Below are 17,161 nucleotides of genomic sequence, written 5' to 3' on the forward strand. Positions count from 1 at the left end.
AATACCAGCATGATTTTATGTATAGACATATAGATACGTCAAGCTCCTGCCGCTGAGGAGAGCTGCATGGCCGAGCGCTTCGATCGAATCTGGCTCAACGCCCGGCTGGCCACGGTCCGGGAGGATATGCCCGGGCTCGGTGTGATCGAGGACGGCCTGATCGCCGCGCGCGAGGGCCGCATTGCCTTCGCAGGCAGCCGTTCCGATTTTCCATCTGATGCCGATGCGGTCCAACGGATCGATTGCGACGGGCGGTGGATCACGCCCGGACTGGTAGATTGTCATACCCATCTGGTATTCGGCGGAAACCGCGCGCACGAATTCGAGCTGCGGCTGCAGGGCGCAAGCTACGAAGAGATCGCGCGGGCGGGCGGCGGCATTGTCTCGACGGTCGCCGCGACGCGAGCATCCAGCGAGGCTGAACTTGTCGCCGGGGCGCTGCCGAGGCTCGACGCCCTGATCGGCGAGGGCGTGACGATCCTGGAGATCAAATCCGGCTATGGGCTCAATACGGACACGGAGATGCGTCAGCTGTCGGCCGCACGTGCGCTGGGAGACAACCGGCCGGTCACCATCCGGACATCGTTCCTTGGCGCGCACGCGCTGCCGCCGGAAGCCGACGGCGACAAGGATCGATACATCGATCTTGTTTGCCGGGAGATGTTGCCGGCGGTGGCGAGTGCCGGGCTCGCCGACGCGGTTGATGGCTTCATGGAAGGCATCGCGTTTTCAGGCGAGCAAACGGCGCGCGTGTTCCGCGCGGCCAAGGTGCTGGGATTGCCGGTCAAGCTGCATGCGGATCAGTTGTCGAACCTCGGCGGCGCCGCGCTCGCCGCGGAATTCTCCGCTCTGTCCGCCGATCATCTGGAGCATACGGATGAGGCCGGCGTCGCGGCGATGGCGCGGGCAGGCACGGTAGCGGTGCTTTTGCCAGGTGCGTTCTACTTCATTCGCGAGACGAGGAAGCCGCCGATCGAACTGTTCCGCGCCCATGGCGTGAACATGGCGCTCGCGACCGATTGCAACCCCGGCAGCTCGCCGCTGACGTCGCTTCTGCTCGCCATGAATATGGGCGCGACGCTGTTCCGGATGACTGTTGCCGAATGCCTTGCCGGCGTGACGCGGGAAGGTGCGCGCGCGCTGGGTATTCTCGGTGAGACAGGCACGCTCGAGGCCGGCAAATACTGCGATCTCGCGATCTGGGATATCGACCGCCCCGCCGAGCTGATTTACCGGATGGGCTTCAACCCGCTGCACCGCCGGGTGTGGAGGGGACAATGAGCGAGCGGGCTGCAACCATTGTCGTCTCGCCCGGACGGGTCAGCCTCGACGATCTGGCGCAGGTGCTTGCCGGCGCTGCCGTCGTGCTCGATCCATCGTTCTGGCCACGCGTCGAGGCGGCATCGGCCATCGTTGCGAAGGCCGCGGGTGCGGAAGCGCCGGTTTACGGCATCAATACCGGGTTCGGAAAACTGGCGTCGAAGCGAATTCCTCCGGAACAGACCGCGCTGCTGCAGCGTAATCTCATCGTGTCGCATTGCTGCGGGGTAGGGGCCCCTACGCCCGAACCGATCGTGCGGTTGATGATGGCGCTGAAGATCATCTCGTTGGGACGAGGCGCCTCGGGCGTACGCCGCGAAATCATCGAGCAGCTCCAGGCCATGCTGGCGCATGGCGTTTATCCGCTGGTGCCGCAGCAGGGATCGGTGGGAGCGTCCGGCGATCTGGCGCCGCTCGCGCATATGACCGCCGTCATGATCGGCGAGGGGCAGGCGCTTGTCGATGGCAAGGTTTTGCCGGGCCTCGATGCGCTAGCCGTCGCCGATCTCACGCCGGTGACGCTGGGGCCGAAAGAAGGTCTTGCCCTGATCAACGGTACGCAGTTTTCAACGGCCTATGCCATTTCCGGTTTGTTGCGCGCCCATGGCCTCGCCTGCGCGGCGCTGGTGACGGGCGCGTTGTCGGTCGACGCCGCCATGGCGTCGACGGCCCCGTTCCGTCCGGAGATTCAGCAACTGCGGGGGCATGCCGGGCAGATTGCCGCCGGCGCAACGCTGACGGCGCTGCTTGAGGGCAGCGACATTCGCATGTCGCATCTGGAGGGCGACGAGCGCGTGCAGGATCCCTATTGCCTGCGCTGCCAGCCGCAGGTGGCGGGCGCCGCGCTTGATCTGCTGATGCAAGCCGCCCGCACGCTGACGATCGAGGCCAACGCCGTCACGGACAACCCGCTGGTATTGGTTGAGACCGGCGAAATCGTCTCCGGCGGCAATTTTCACGCCGAGCCGGTCGCATTCGCTGCCGACCAGATCGCATTGGCGTTGTCCGAGATCGGAGCGATCAGCGAGCGGCGCATCGCGACGCTCGTCGACCCCGCGCTGAACTTCGGCTTGCCGCCGTTCCTGACCCCCGATCCCGGTCTCAACTCCGGCTTCATGATCGCCGAAGTCACGGCGGCTGCGCTCTACGCCGAGAACAAGCAACGCGCCACAGCCTGTTCGATCGATTCGACGCCGACCAGCGCCAATCAGGAAGATCACGTGTCGATGGCCGCGCACGCGGCCCGCCGGCTGTCCGATATGGCTGATAATCTTGCCGCCATTCTCGGCATCGAACTGCTGGTTGCGGCGCAGGGCATCGGGCTGCGCGCTCCGCATACGACCAGCCCTGCGCTTGCGGCAGTTATCGCGGTATTGCGCGAGCAGGTGCCGGCGCTGGGTGGCGATCGCTACATGGCCGCCGATCTCGCGAACGCAACAGCGCTGGTTGAAGCCAGCAACTTGCCGGCCGCCGCGATTTCGGTGCTTGAGAGCAACCCGTTTCCAAACCTTGCCGAGAGAGGTCATTTGTCATGAACCGCCGACTGGACAACGACCGCGTGATCCGGGCGCCCCACGGGCCTGAGATCAGCGCCAAGAGCTGGCTGACGGAAGCGCCGCTCCGAATGCTGATGAACAATCTCGATCCCGATGTTGCCGAACGGCCGAGCGAACTCGTCGTCTACGGCGGAATCGGCCGTGCCGCCCGCGATTGGGAAAGTTTCGACCGCATCGTTACCTCGCTGCGCAAGCTCGAGAGCGACCAGACGTTGGTGGTCCAGTCAGGCAAGCCGGTCGGAATTTTCCGCACCCACGCCGATGCGCCGCGCGTCCTGATCGCCAACTCGAACCTGGTGCCGCATTGGGCGACGCTCGATCACTTCAACGCCCTCGACAAGCAGGGGCTGATGATGTTCGGGCAGATGACGGCCGGATCGTGGATCTATATCGGCAGCCAGGGCATCGTGCAGGGAACGTACGAAACATTTGTCGAGGTGGGGCGGCGTCATTACGGCGGCAGCCTCGCGGGCAAGTGGATCCTGACCGCGGGTCTCGGCGGTATGGGCGGCGCCCAGCCACTTGCCGCGACGATGGCCGGGGCATCGATGCTCGCGATCGAATGCCAGCCGAGCCGCATCGAGATGCGGTTGCGCACGGGCTACCTTGACCGGCAGGCAAGCACGCTCGATGAGGCGCTCGCGATCATGGCAGAGGCGGCGCAGAGCAAGAAGCCAGTCTCCGTCGGCCTGCTTGGCAACGCCGCCGATATTTTTCCCGAGCTGGTCCGCCGTGGCGTGAGGCCGGACATCGTCACCGACCAGACCAGCGCGCACGACCCGATCAATGGCTACTTGCCGAAGGGGTGGACGCTCGCTGAATGGGAATCGAAACGCCAGGGCGATCCGAAAGCGGTTGAAGCGGCCGCCAAGACCTCGATGGTCGGCCACGTCCAGGCCATGCTGGATTTCCACGCGCAGGGCATTCCCACGCTCGACTATGGCAACAACATCCGCCAGATGGCGAAGGACATGGGATTGAAGAACGCATTCGATTTTCCCGGCTTCGTGCCGGCCTACATCCGTCCGCTTTTCTGCCGCGGCGTCGGGCCGTTCCGATGGGCAGCGCTATCGGGCGATCCCGAAGATATTTTCCGGACCGATGCCAAGGTGAAGGAGCTGATGCCGCACGATAAACATCTTCACAACTGGCTCGACATGGCGAAGGCACGGATCAAGTTTCAGGGGCTGCCGGCGCGGATCTGCTGGGTCGGCCTCGGCGACCGCCACCGGCTGGGCCTGGCGTTCAATGAAATGGTAGCGAGCGGCGAACTGAAGGCACCGATCGTCATCGGCCGCGATCATCTCGACAGCGGCTCGGTTGCGAGCCCGAACCGCGAAACCGAAGCGATGCGCGATGGTTCGGACGCGGTGTCCGACTGGCCGCTTCTCAATGCGCTGCTCAACTGTGCCAGTGGGGCCACGTGGGTCTCGCTGCATCACGGTGGCGGTGTCGGCATCGGCTATTCGCAGCATGCCGGCATGGTGATTGTCGCCGACGGAACCCCGGAGGCTGCGCGCCGCATCGAGCGCGTGCTTTGGAACGATCCTGCGACGGGTGTCATGCGTCATGCCGACGCGGGCTATGAAAGCGCGATTGCATGTGCCCGTGCCAACGGGCTCGATCTGCCCAGTCTGGCGGTGTAGCGCACCGGGGAGTTTATGCCGCACGATGGTGCGTGCCAGGCTCGATGTTCCCTCAAGACAGCGAGAGAAGCCATGGTGAAACCATTTCCGTCGAAGACCCACATCGGCAACCACGTGCTGCATCCCGAAACGCTGATGCTGAACTACGGCTACGATCCGCAACTGTCGGAAGGAGCCGTCAAACCACCGGTCTTCCTGACCTCGACCTTCGTCTTCAAGACCGCCGAAGACGGACAGGACTTCTTCGATTATGTCTCGGGCCGGCGCGAGCCTCCGGCCGGGATGGGCGCAGGCCTGGTCTATTCGCGGTTCAATCATCCCAACAGCGAGATCGTCGAAGACAGGCTCGCCGTCTACGAGCGAGCAGAGTCCTGTGCGCTATTCTCGTCCGGGATGTCGGCGATTGCGACCACGATTCTCGCGTTCGCACGGCCGGGCGACGTGATCCTGCATTCGCAGCCGCTCTATGGCGGCACCGAAACGCTGCTTGCGAAAACGCTTGCCGGCTTCTCGATCAGCGCGGTGGGCTTTGCCGACGGAATCGACGAAGCCGCTGTCGAGCTGGCGGGGGACGACGCCATGCAAAAGGGGCGGGTCGCGATAATTCTCATTGAAACCCCGGCAAATCCCACCAACGGCCTCGTCGATATCGCGATGGTCCGCCGCATCGCCGACAACATCGGCGAGGCGCAGGACTACATGCCGATCGTCGCGTGTGACAATACGTTGCTCGGGCCGGTGTTCCAGCGGCCGATCGAACATGGCGCGGATCTGTCGTTGTACTCGCTGACCAAATATGTCGGCGGACATTCCGACCTGATCGCCGGCGCTGCGCTCGGCTCAAAGGCCCTCATGAAAGACATCAAGGCGTTGCGAGGCGCGATCGGCACCCAACTGGATCCTCATTCCTGCTGGATGCTCGGCCGCTCGCTCGAAACGCTGAGCCTGCGGATGGAAAGGGCCAACCAGAATGCGCGGCTCGTGGCGGATTATTTGCGCGACCACGACAAGGTAGAGAGGGTTCACTACCTCGCTCATCACGACGAAGCCTCCCCCGCCGGCCGTGTGTTCGCGAGGCAATGCCTTGGCGCGGGATCGACGTTTTCGTTCGATATTGTCGGAGGCCAGGCCGCCGCATTCAAATTTTTGAACGCGCTGCAGATCTTCAAGCTGGCGGTGAGTCTGGGCGGCACGGAGTCGCTTGCCAGCCTGCCGGCAAGCATGACCCACTCCGGCGTTCCGGTTGAAATCCGTCAAAAGATCGGCGTTCTCGACTCCACGATCCGACTGTCGATCGGCATCGAGCACCCGTCTGATCTGATCGCAGACATTACGCAGGCTTTGAGAGAGGCATAGCTGCATGGACGCGCCGTAGTTTCCGGCCTGGTCGACCTGCAGCACGCCGCTGTCATGCTTCATGGCGTCCTGCATACAACCGCACAGCGGGCCCACGCTCGGGCAGTTGCAAAAGTTCTGTGCGGCAAAAGCCCCCTATCGTGAGGGCAGTGTCCATCCACAACGTTGTGTGTCCTGAGGCGGATATCATGCGCCAGGACACAGAGGTTCATGCCCGCGGCGCTGCCGGTCCCATGACCAATGTATCTAACTTTATCGGCGCTGGGTTTCGCCGCTGGAGGAGAGGCAGTCCACGAGCTATTGGCGGAAGTATTGGCGACCAAATTGACCCGGGTGCAAGCTCGCTGCCCAATACCTGGCGTAATGCTGCGTAAACATTGCCGTGCAATAGCATTGGTCGCATTGTCTCGGGCCCGATCTCTTGCTTTGGCCTTTATATTTGAAGAATGCCTTCCGGCGCAGGCATTTTCATCCCCCCGTCGCTCGGCCCTGCGGTTGAATTCACTGGCAGTGAGTTCGACGCAAAAGTCGGTCGCGAATGCAGACGCAATCCCGTGGCTGACAGCGGGCGCGCAAAGCGCAACAACAGCGAGCGCGAGCGATCCAACTTTCATGGCTTTCCGCGAGATTGGCCGGCAATGAACCGACAGACGGCTCATCTGGTCGGCGGCGATGCCGCTTCTTTAGACGGCTGGGCACGAACGCGCCGACTGCCATAGTGCGGATGCCTTCCACCGCTATGACGCCAGTAGCGATGCTTGCGCGGGGTCATATTCGTATTCGGTGTTGCACTTTTTTGCGCAGAGGCCTTTTGGTCACTCGATTGGGCCACCGACAGATTTTGCGGCGGCGTGACTGCCGTCAATGCGCCTATAATCAGGGCGCTGCATACAAGTCGGATATTCATGCTCGCCTCCGTGTGTTGCGGCGATCTGCCAAAGTGGCGATAGCCTCTATTGTCAAAACGACCCGAACACCGTGCCCAGGACCAGGACAGCGCCAAGTGCGATGATGCAGGTGACGATCACGGTCATCACCATATCGAAATAGCTCTCGCGATGAGTAAGCCCACTGATCTGAAGCAGTAACAAGACTGTGCCGTTGTGTGGAAGAGCATCGAGCGTGCCAGCGCCAATCGTGGTAACGCGATGCATCAGCGCGGGATCGATTCCGTGCTCAGCGGCGAGCCCCAGGAAGGTGTCGCCAAGTATATTGAGCACGATCGCCATCCCTCCGGAGGCTGTACCGGTAAGCGCAGCGAGCGCGTTCACGGCGATCGTGAGAGAGATAAGGGGGCCTCCGCCAACCGCGAGTAGCGCGTCACGTACTTCCGCGAACGCGGGCAGCGCCGCAACGACAGCGCCAAAACCGACGAGACTACCGATCATCAGGATTGGCATGACGGAGGAAGCGGCGCCAGCATCCAGGCTTTCTCGCAACGCCGGGAAACGCCGATAGTTGAAGATGACGACACTAAGGGTCGCAGCCGCGAGCGCAATGAGAACCGACCAGACGCCCGCCACTGCTCCGATCGTGGTTCCGCCCCACACCTCTTTGGCCAAGAACGAAAAATCCAGCCGTGGGAGGACGACCAGCGACAGTAGGAAGTTCGTACAGATGACTACAACCAGCGGCAATGCAGCAATCGCAATGGGGGGTAGGCTGGCACTGTGCTTGCCATGCTGAAATTCAGCTGGATCAAAATCGCCGGCAGCTGTCGCCTGCATACGAACGGTCTCGTTGATACCGGAAGACACCTCCGAATTGCGATCATAGCCCTCGCCGGCCCTGCGCGCGGCCGCTTCTGCGCGGCGGAGCCACCACATGCCCATAACAAAAATGATGATCGAAGCGATGATGCCCAGACCGGGCGCCGCGAAGGTTGTCGTGCCGAAGTACGGCATCGGAATGGCATTGTTGACAGACGGCGTTCCTGGCATTGCGGACATCGTGAACGTAAACGCCCCAAGACCGATGGTAGCCGGCATCAAGCGGCGTGGGATGTTCGCAGCCTGGAACATCTCTTTCGCCATGGGGACCAACACGAAAAAGGCAACAAAGACGCTGACGCCGCCGTAGGTGACGGCGGCTGAAGCCAGTACCACTGAGAGTATCGTGCGGCGTGTTCCCAATCGCTCGGTCAGAAAACGCGCGATAGAGGTGATCGAACCGCTGTCGTCCATCAGCTTGCCGAACAACCCGCCAAGCAGAAACATCGGAAACCACTGCGTAACAAATCGACCAGCACCGGGCATAAAGGTCTGCGTCCAATGAGCGAGAAGCGGCTCACCCGAAATCGCGGCGGCAAGGAGCGCAGCCACCGGGGCCACCATGAGTACGCTCCACCCTCGATAAGCAAGCCACATCAGCAGAGCGAGTCCGAGTAGTATCCCGACGAGTCCCATGGTTCAGGCCTCCAGCAGCAACAACTTGAAATTTACGATTTGGTGACGTCCAAGCTCGTCCAGGAGCACTGCGCAACTCAGGCGGGACATGCGAGTCTCCCAAAATGGAAACCTATCTTGCGCGCGCCGTTGCGGCATCGTCTGTGGCGGCTGGCTCGAAGCATTGGCGCGGAAGAAGGAAGATCCATGTGACGAGCACAAAAGGCGCGGTAAGCGCAGGGATGGCGAGGGGCGTCAAGGCGACGTTCAGTGCTGCTTGTGCGATGACCGTAAACAGCGTGCCCAGCATGGCGTAGATCGCGACCCGCCAACTCGGTCGGTAGAACACGGCACCCAGCGCGATCGCCGTCAGAACCGGGCTGAAACCGAGAAGACCGCCAGTGATCAGCTCGCTTTCGGCACCGAAAAGATGGGCCGTCAAAACCGCAAGTATCGCACCAGCGAGAGCGAATACGGCGGCAGCCCATGAGTTCACAGCCAGGCCAACGAGAAACAGAAGGGCGGCCACACCGTTCGCCTTCAGGAACACCTGCGAGATGCTTTGAAGCACACCCTGGAGGAGGTCGATCAGCTTGAGTGGGCTGGCTTCGTAGCGTTGAAACGCAACGACAACGTCGCCAGCCGGTAGTGCAGCCCCTGTGAGGCCGGAAAATCCATACGTGGCCAGCAGAAGGAGCCACGTCGTGAGCACGAACGGAAACGTGAGGCTGGAGACACCCCAGGGCTTAAGGGCGTTGACAGTCCCAAGCATCGTGATGACCGAAACTGACGCCCCCAACACCACATAAACCCACATGAGTGCGTTCGGAGCCAGGAATGTCGCCAACGCAAGTCCGACAAGGACGCCGTTGTATCCATAGAGCCCGGCATGAAGCGACTCGTTATCAGCGTTAAGCCATTGGGCCGTCAAGTTCGCCACGACGACAGCGAGGACGCCGGCAATTGCCACTCGGGGGACGCCAGCCGCGTATGAAGCCCAGGCGATCGCGGCCAGAAAGAGAAGCCCGGTTATTGGATTGTTCTGAAACATAACTTGCCCGATGCTGCGCAAATTGATGTCCAGGAACCGCACTATACCCGACGACGCGGAGAGGCTTTCCCACTTTGCCAATATCTTTTCCACTGCTGCCTCCTCGAACGTGCCGACGTCAGCCGTTGGAGATCAATTGTTGGCACCGCTGATCCGCTAGCGCCATAGATAGGGTGGAGGTAGCGCGGCGCCGATGATCTCCTGACGTACCACGCTCCAGAACTCGCGCACCTTGGCTTTCACTTGCGCGGTTTCGCGGCCCAACACCTTGAAGATCAGGCCGGCATCATTGGGCAAACGACAAGCGCCGAACGCAATACCGTCCGCAAGGTTGATAGCGGCCCCCGCACGTTCGTGGATACGATCCGCCTTGTCCTTGGGGGCGCACAGGATCACATTGGCGAGCACATCAAAGGAATCCATCACGCCGGTCTGCCGCATCGCATATCGCCGCGGCTCGATGACCAGCTTCTCTGCGAACAAGGAGCGACCATCGGGCCGCACCGCTGCCGTTGATATCGACAACACGGTTGATCCGAAGCACTCGTCGGGATGATGGTGCTTTCGACCCGGTTGAATAATTTCCGAGAGCAGCAATGTGGCTGACGGAGCGACGGAGATTTGCGTGTCGCTGATAAACCGTGAGTGCCGGTGCGGGATCACGGGTTCGGGAAGAAACTCCAGGTATGCGTCATCGGCAAGCGCAATAGTTTGGCTTTGCGCCGCATAATTGGCGTCCATCGCATGGATCTTGGTTGCCGATTGGGAGGTGAGGTGAGCTTGCGCGCGTGGACGAAGGGTGATGTCCAGAGCGAGCCTGTCACCCTGCAGCAGGCAGCCCGTGGTGGTGATCAAGAACACGTAGGCCAAACCCGGCATTTGTTCGTCGCAATGCAACGCGCGCTGCACCATGTAGGGAACGCGGCGTTCCAGGTCTGCCAGGATCGTTTTGCCAGAGCGGCGCTCGAAACCCAGACGGAGGAAACCCGTCTTTCCCACAGTGCCGCTGCTCATCTGCGGCGGCTCATCCTGGAACGAGGCGAATTCCGGCATCGATGCGCCGAGGGCTTCGGCGCGAGCCCAAGGAGGGAAGGGCGCCGGTATCATGCTGAACGCCGTGCGCGCGGATTGATGTCGAACAGAAACTCCCGCTCGATCAGCGCGACCAACTCCGGAATACCTTCCCCCGTCTTGCAGTTCGTGAACAGGAACGGCTTGATACCGCGCATCATCTGTGAGTCCTGCTTCATCACGTCAAGGCTGGCCCCGACATGGGGAGCAAGATCTGTTTTGTTGATCACCAGGATGTCGGAATACGTGATCCCGGGTCCGTTCTTGCGAGGGATCTTATCGCCCGCGGCGACGTCGATTACATAAATGAAATAGTCCACCAGCGCCGGCGAGAAAGTTAGCGTCAGATTATCGCCCCCGCTTTCGATCAGCACGACGTCGGTGTCCGGAAAGCGCCGTTCCATATCCTCGACCGCAGCGAGGTTCATGCTTGGGTCTTCGCGCACCGCGGTATGAGGGCAGGCACCTGTCTCCACTCCGAGAATGCGTTCCTGGAGCAGAACACCCTTGAGGGTGCGCTGAACGTGCTTGGCGTCTTCGGTCGTCACCACGTCGTTGGTGATGATGAGCACCTTGATGCCGAGGTCGAGAAAGCGCGGCGTAATGGCTTCCACGATTGCGGTCTTGCCTGACCCGACCGGGCCGCCGATGCCGATGCGCGTGATATTCTTCGACATCCGAAGCTCCCTTCAATATCAGCTCATGAACAGGCGCACATGGGCCCTGGTGTGGATAGCCGCCAGAATTTCCGTCAACGGCGCAAAACCCGCCATGTCCGACAGCCGCGCCGCCGCGGCGGCCTCGTACGCCCCTGCGGCTTGCCCGTTCAGCTCGTAGAGAATCTTCTGCGTCTCGATGTGACTGACCTTCATCAGCCGTAAGGCCGCACCAAGGATCGTTGTCGCAACGCCGTACTGATGCACGACAAATGCCTGGCTGGCGGGCAGATCCTGTACGGCAAAATTGATGGCCAGGGCTATCGGATAGCAGCCGGGGGTAACAGACTTTTCAATGCATTCGCGCCAGGTACGAAGCAGCGGCGCGCCCACCACCTCCACACCCATCTCCGTGAACTTCTTGCCCATGCGAACCGACATCGTCCGCGCTTCGTCTGAAAGCTTGCGCGCGTATACCTGCGCATCGATTCGGGCCAGGGTATCGACGTCGCCGGCAGTTGCCGCGCGATGCGCTGTTATCAGCGCGATGCAGTCACCGCGCGCCGCCTGCTCCAACGCGGTGCGCGCGAACGCCCGAAGCGTTGCCGCGTCGGTGACGACGCCTTCCTGAATGGCGGATTCCAGGCCAGAGGAAAACGCGAACGCGCCAATGGGAAACATCGAGTCACCAAACTGCAGCATCCGCGAGAGAAATGCGGTGCTGCTCGTCCCCCCGACGCCATCATTCTCGATGATCATGCGCAGAACCGGCCGCTGCCGGCGATGTTTGTCCCTGACTGGCGGCTGCCGGATGGGCGTGGACGTGCGTCGGTGGATGTCCGTACATGCGTCCCGTCTCGGCCTCGACGCCGGCATAGCTTTCATGCGTGTGTGAATGTACCGGCCCCTCCGCGCCACCGAAAAGCCGACGTGATTCATGCGGAGCGAGGTAGGGAACGACCTCTCGGCCGGATACGAATTCGTAGCGGATTCCTTCAAAACGGTGCGTATTCATGACGGACGCCATCACCTTGCGATCGACGGTGAGCGGGACATAGACGTGGTTGTCCTTGACCAATGCCGGCCAGTGCTGATTACCCATCGCGTGGCCCAGCTCGACGCATGTGCGCATTGCCACTTCGGGCACGAGGCTCGTTAGCTCGTCCAGATGCACGATCATGACGTCACGCAGCTCGATCCTCGCGATCAGTGCCGAGCGGACCTGAGCATCCCAGAGCAGCACGTCACCATCACGGATGTGGGTACCGCGGTCGATTGAGACCGCGATCTCCGCACCCTTTGCAGTCGTCTTGCGGAAGCGGCTCTTCTGCGCTTCCCACTGGTCGATCTCCAGCAAGTCGATGCTCGCGGCAGACAAGCGCTGGGCCCATTCACGATCGCCGATGTTGCCCAGAACGGTCTTGATGAGCATCATGGCGGGCTCCTCAACTGAAGAAATACTTCTGGTTTAACGAGATTGTCGTCAAGGGCTTCACGGTCGCGTGCTTGCCGTCAACCGTCACGGCGAAAGTTTCGGGACTTACTTCGATTTTTGGCGTCCCGGTATTTCGGAGCATATCGCGCTTGCCGATGTTGCGTACGTTTCGGACCGGCATCACCTGCCGGCGAAGCCCCAGCCGCTCCTTGATCCCGGCAGCATGAGCGACGCCGGAGACGAATGTGATGCAGTTGGCCGCCAACGCATCACCGTAGGCACCGAACATGGGCCGATAATAGGTGGGCTGCGGCGTCGGCAGCGAGGCGTTTGGATCGCCCATCACCGCCCAGCTTATAAAACCGTTCTTGATGATGAGCTTGGGCTTGGCGCCGAAGAACGCCGGTTCCCACAGCACGAGGTCGGCGATCTTGCCGACCTCGACCGAGCCCAGCACGTCGGCAATACCATGCGAGATCGCCGGGTTGATCGTGATCTTCGCCACGTAGCGCAGCACCCGGAAATTGTCGTTGCCGGGCGCGTCCTCCGGCAGCTTGCCGCGCCCGGTCTTCATCGCATCGGCGGTCTGGATGCAACGCAGCCAGCATTCCCCGATACGTCCCATGGCCTGCGAATCGCTTGAGAACATCGAGATCACGCCGAGATCCTGAAGGACGTTTTCCGCGGCGATGGTTTCAGCGCGAATGCGGCTCTCGGTGAATGCAACATCCGACGGGATGTCGGGGCTGAGGTGGTGACACACCATGATCATGTCATAGAGCTCCGCCTGCGAATTGATGCCGTAGGGGAGGGTGGGGTTTGTCGAAGATGGCAAGACGTTGGGAAGGCCTGCGATCTTGATGATGTCAGGCGCGTGGCCGCCGCCGGACCCTTCGGTATGAAACGAATGGACCGTGCGGCCTTCAAACGCCTCGATCGAATCGTCGACGAAGCCGGATTCGTTCAGCGTGTCGGTATGGATGCATACTTGGGTGTCCGTCTCGTCGGCGACGGTTAACGCGGACCGAAGCACCGCCGGCGTGGTGCCCCAGTCTTCGTGACATTTCACGCCAACTGCGCCCGCCTCGATCTGTTCAACCAGAGCCGCTTTGCCATGCCCGTGCCCCTTGCCGAGAATGCCGACGTTGAGCGGCCAGTTTTCGAACGCGCGTAACATCATGCTGATGTTTCCGGGACCTGACGTCACCGTCGTGGCGTAGGAGCCGTCCGAAGGACCGGTGCCGCCGCCGATCAATGTCGTGGTGCCGTTTGAGAGCGCCGCCTGCGCCTGCTGCGGAGAAATGAAGTGAATGTGTGTGTCGATCCCGGCAGCCGTCAGGATCAGATGTGAGCCCGAGATGGCATCGGTCGCCAGGCCAATCTCCAGGCCAGGCGTAACGCGATCCATCGTCTGCGGATTGCCGGCCTTGCCGATCGCACTGATGCGGCCGTCCCTGATCCCCACATCCGCTTTCACTACGCCCAGCACCGCGTCGATCACGGTCACGTTGGTGATCACGAGGTCAGGAGCACCGCCCGCCCGCGTCACCTGATTGTCCATGCCCATGCCTTCACGCATGCTCTTGCCGCCACCGAAGACGAGCTCGTCGCCGTAGCCGCCGCGCAAATCGCGCTCAATCTCGACGAACAGGCCCGTATCGCCCAATCGGATGCGATCACCCGTCGTCGGTCCGAAGAGGCCGACATATTCTTTCCGAGACATGGTAGGCATACTGGCCCTCGTTCAAGATTTGCCGTTCGACGCGACCTCACGTCCTATATCGAGCGGAAGCCTCGCTTCGCCGCCTGTGCCACTGCCCTGGATTTGACCGTGGCGGCGTCCTGGCCCGCGGTCGGACCGTCGACGAGATTGTTGAAACCATAGACCGCGCGTTTGCCGCCGTAGGGAACGAGTTGAACATCGCGTTCGTCACCGGGCTCGAACCGCGTTGCCGTCGATGACGGAATGTTCAGGCGCAGCCCGAAGGCGGCTGCGCGATCGAATTCCAGCGCACGATTGACTTCGAAAAAATGGAAGTGCGATCCGACCTGTACCGGGCGGTCACCCGCATTGCGCACCTTAAGCGTCGTCACCGGACGATCGGCATCGAATGCGATCGCCGTTGAACTGCACACATAACCGCCGACCGGCACGTCCTCTGTCGCTGGGTCGACATTTGCGGCAACAGCGGGGCCCACTTTTGGTCCAGCCATGTTAGCCTCCTGTCATGCACTCACTGGACGGGCGTGTGCACCGTCACCAGGCGGCTGCCGTCGGTGAACACCGCCTCGATCTGCACCATTGGAATAAGATCGGCGACGCCATCCATCACATCAGCCTTGGTTAGGACGGTGCGCGCCTCCTTGGTTACGTCTTCGATTGTTTTCCCGGCACGTGCGCCATCAAGGGCGACCGCTGAGATGACAGCGACGGCTTCGGGATAATTGAGCTTGAGGCCCTTGGCCCTTCGCTTTAACGCGACATCTGCCATCATGTAGACGAGCAGCTTGTCGAACTCTCTCGGAGTGAGCTGCATGCAATCCTCCGGACCCTTGCTTTGCTTAGGAAAAGCAGGAGCACGATTGAGCTGATTGGCTGTTGGTTCCATTGCACGGTCGTCTGAATCTCCGTGCAATGACAGCCACTCGACATTAGGTGGATCACAACTGGGACGTGTCAATCAGGGTTCTCCCCCGGTCTTCTATCGGAAAAGCCCTGATGGACCAGCTGGCGGGGGGTCGTATCGTCCTGGGTTATCGGCGCGAAAGTGCCTTGGCTTCGATGCCATTTTGAAACCTGCGCAATGACCGAAGCCGCCCTGAACGTCGTGTCCTTCCTGTTTCTCGGCTTCTTCCTCGGGATGCGGCATGCCACCGACGCCGACCACGTGGTCGCCATTGCGACGATCGTCAGTCGCGAGCGCAGTTTGGCGGGTTCGGCGCTGATCGGCGCCGCATGGGGCGTCGGGCACACCGTGACGGTCATGGCGGTCGGCGCGGCAATCATCGTGTTCGGGGTCGCCATCCCGCCGCGGCTCGGCATGTCGATGGAATTTGCCGTCGGCATCATGCTCGTCCTGCTCGGTGTTCTCACCTTGACAGGCATGGGCCGCACGGGCGGCGTGGGCCACGCGCATGCGGGCGCTTCCGGCACACATGAACTCGACGGCCACGATCATCTCCATTCGCACGGCGACTACTTGCACCGCCACCCGCATGGTCACGGCCCAGGCGCGCACGGGCACGCCGACGAGCACACGCCGCTGGCGCGGCTCGACCGCAGCGGGCTCGGTCGGATCGCGTTCTATGGCTGGCTGCGACCCTTCGTGGTCGGCCTCGTGCACGGCCTGGCAGGATCTGCCGCCGTCGCCCTGATGATCCTGTCTATCATCCGCGAACCGATGGCCGCGCTCGGGTATCTGCTGCTGTTCGGGCTCGGGACTATCGTCGGAATGATGCTGATCACGCTGATCCTGTCGGCGCCGTTTGCGTTCACGGCTGTCAATCTGCCCAAATTCAACTGGCGGCTCCGCGTGGCATCGGGCTTGGTCAGCTTCTGCTTCGGGGCGGTCCTGATCTACGGCATCGGTTTTGCCGAGGGCGGCCTGTTCACCGATGCGCCGATCTGGGAACCCCACTGACCGGGCGCGCAGCTGCAAGCCATGAGTGCGTAGGTCTACTTCGTTGCCCACACCGGCCGACCGGGAAACGGACGTCGGCAGCACTTTTCTTTCGGGGTATTCCCGGTCTTCACTAAGGTGATCATCCGATGTCGCGCGATGCGGCAGTGGCGCAGTCTCGCGGAAACATCGTCGGTGCGGCGTGGAGACACGCGTGCAGGTCTACGACAGCGATAAATCTCTCGTTGGCAAGAACGCCGACGCCATCGCGCGCCAGCTGAGTGAATAACTAATCTCAGTTGCATCTCCGGCGCAAATCGGCGGAGCTGGAACATGTTGAAGGGCGGGATAGCCGCAGACAGGCAGATACCGCAATTGCATTGCTCATGACTGAACTTGATGCGTCGTCAGGTCATAATACTGAGGATCATAGCGCCAGTAAGATCAGCCTGGTTCGCCGACAGCTGCCTTTCCTCGCCATACTCGCGCTGGCCATCGGGGGCGTGGCTTACACCAACATTTCGCAGCGGCCTCTGGTCGGTTATTGGGAGTTTTTGGCCATCGCGATGGGCCTCGTATGCGTCGTTACCCAATGGTCGGGGCTCGAGGACAAGCAGGCTCGCTTTCGACTGATGTGGACTCAGGCGCTGCATTGGCTGGCTGTTCTCGTGACAATGAACATCATGCTGTTTTCGGGCGTGCAGCAGGTGCTACCTACGCTGGCCACCGGTCTCGTCCTTCTCATACTGCTGGCGTTAGGTACGTTCCTCGCCGGTGTCCACCTGCTGTCGCTTCAGATCGGCTTTCTCGGCGTTGCATTGGCGCTGGCGGTTCCGGCGATTTCGTGGGTCAAGCAATCCGCACTGTTTTTGATTCTGGCTGTAGTGTTCCTTGTCGGGCTCGCCATGGCGTTCTGGTCCTATTGGGGCGATACGCATCCAGCGAAGCCCGAGCGCCGGACGGCCGCATTTCCCGATCAGGCCAAGGCTATGACGGGAAGGGAGCCGAATGATTAATCGGTAGATCAAGCTTATGGGCTTCGGCGAAGAGGTGCCTCGGCGGGTCG

The 17,161-nt window shown here is 61.5% G+C and carries 15 protein-coding genes; 6 read left to right on the top strand and 9 right to left on the bottom strand.

Going from position 1 to position 17,161, the window contains the following annotated elements; translation table 11 throughout:
• Positions 1 to 66: 66 nt before the first annotated feature.
• The 4 genes from hutI to KIP88_RS21000 all read left to right on the top strand — a co-directional run bounded on the left by hutI (position 67) and on the right by KIP88_RS21000 (position 5,878).
• Positions 67 to 1,281 (top strand): imidazolonepropionase, encoded by a 1,215-nt coding sequence (gene hutI / locus KIP88_RS20985; RefSeq protein ID WP_214489870.1) that lies wholly within the window; start codon positions 67 to 69, stop codon positions 1,279 to 1,281.
• Positions 1,278 to 2,855, top strand: coding sequence for a histidine ammonia-lyase (gene hutH, locus KIP88_RS20990; protein WP_214489872.1), 1,578 nt, complete (start codon positions 1,278 to 1,280; stop codon positions 2,853 to 2,855). The genes hutI and hutH overlap by 4 nt, the downstream gene beginning before the upstream one ends.
• Positions 2,852 to 4,522 (top strand): urocanate hydratase, encoded by a 1,671-nt coding sequence (gene hutU / locus KIP88_RS20995; RefSeq protein WP_214489874.1) that lies wholly within the window; start codon positions 2,852 to 2,854, stop codon positions 4,520 to 4,522. The genes hutH and hutU overlap by 4 nt, the downstream gene beginning before the upstream one ends.
• A gap of 72 nt (positions 4,523 to 4,594) precedes the next feature.
• Positions 4,595 to 5,878, top strand: a complete 1,284-nt coding sequence (locus tag KIP88_RS21000) for a cystathionine gamma-synthase family protein (protein WP_214489875.1) — start codon at positions 4,595 to 4,597, stop codon at positions 5,876 to 5,878.
• Positions 5,879 to 6,837: 959 nt separating this feature from the next.
• Here the strand turns inward: KIP88_RS21000 and KIP88_RS21005 are convergent.
• From KIP88_RS21005 to KIP88_RS21045, 9 genes are all read right to left on the bottom strand, one after another.
• On the bottom strand, positions 6,838 to 8,283 hold the full coding sequence (locus KIP88_RS21005) for a GntP family permease (RefSeq protein ID WP_214489876.1): 1,446 nt from the start codon (positions 8,281 to 8,283) through the stop codon (positions 6,838 to 6,840).
• A 112-nt stretch (positions 8,284 to 8,395) separates the two neighbouring features.
• Positions 8,396 to 9,406, bottom strand: coding sequence for an urea transporter (gene yut, locus KIP88_RS21010; RefSeq protein ID WP_214489877.1), 1,011 nt, complete (start codon positions 9,404 to 9,406; stop codon positions 8,396 to 8,398).
• Between the two features lie 63 nt (positions 9,407 to 9,469).
• Positions 9,470 to 10,366: an urease accessory protein UreD gene (locus tag KIP88_RS21015; protein ID WP_374226491.1), complete on the bottom strand. Its 897-nt coding sequence runs from the start codon at positions 10,364 to 10,366 to the stop codon at positions 9,470 to 9,472.
• Between the two features lie 50 nt (positions 10,367 to 10,416).
• Positions 10,417 to 11,061, bottom strand: a complete 645-nt coding sequence (ureG, locus tag KIP88_RS21020) for an urease accessory protein UreG (protein WP_214489879.1) — start codon at positions 11,059 to 11,061, stop codon at positions 10,417 to 10,419.
• A gap of 18 nt (positions 11,062 to 11,079) precedes the next feature.
• A complete protein-coding gene (locus KIP88_RS21025; RefSeq protein ID WP_214489880.1) occupies positions 11,080 to 11,799 on the bottom strand; it encodes an urease accessory protein UreF in 720 nt (239 codons plus the stop codon).
• Positions 11,783 to 12,475, bottom strand: a complete 693-nt coding sequence (gene ureE, locus KIP88_RS21030) for an urease accessory protein UreE (RefSeq protein ID WP_214489881.1) — start codon at positions 12,473 to 12,475, stop codon at positions 11,783 to 11,785. The genes KIP88_RS21025 and ureE overlap by 17 nt, the downstream gene beginning before the upstream one ends.
• Before the next feature lie 10 nt (positions 12,476 to 12,485).
• Positions 12,486 to 14,207, bottom strand: coding sequence for an urease subunit alpha (locus KIP88_RS21035; protein WP_214489882.1), 1,722 nt, complete (start codon positions 14,205 to 14,207; stop codon positions 12,486 to 12,488).
• A 44-nt stretch (positions 14,208 to 14,251) separates the two neighbouring features.
• Complete coding sequence (locus tag KIP88_RS21040) at positions 14,252 to 14,689, bottom strand: urease subunit beta (RefSeq protein WP_214489883.1); 438 nt, start codon at positions 14,687 to 14,689, stop codon at positions 14,252 to 14,254.
• Positions 14,690 to 14,709: 20 nt separating this feature from the next.
• A complete protein-coding gene (locus KIP88_RS21045; RefSeq protein ID WP_212485508.1) occupies positions 14,710 to 15,012 on the bottom strand; it encodes an urease subunit gamma in 303 nt (100 codons plus the stop codon).
• Positions 15,013 to 15,279: 267 nt separating this feature from the next.
• Here KIP88_RS21045 and KIP88_RS21050 point away from each other — a divergent pair, with 267 nt between their 5' ends.
• Both KIP88_RS21050 and KIP88_RS21055 read left to right on the top strand, forming a co-directional pair.
• Entirely contained in the window at positions 15,280 to 16,116 is an 837-nt protein-coding gene (locus KIP88_RS21050; protein ID WP_214489884.1) for a hypothetical protein, read from the top strand.
• A 365-nt stretch (positions 16,117 to 16,481) separates the two neighbouring features.
• Positions 16,482 to 17,111, top strand: a complete 630-nt coding sequence (locus tag KIP88_RS21055; protein WP_214489885.1) for a hypothetical protein — start codon at positions 16,482 to 16,484, stop codon at positions 17,109 to 17,111.
• The last annotated feature ends 50 nt before the right edge of the window (positions 17,112 to 17,161 follow it).

The sequence above is a fragment of the Bradyrhizobium sp. SRL28 genome (genome assembly GCF_018596315.1).
Lineage (GTDB): Bacteria > Pseudomonadota > Alphaproteobacteria > Rhizobiales > Xanthobacteraceae > Bradyrhizobium.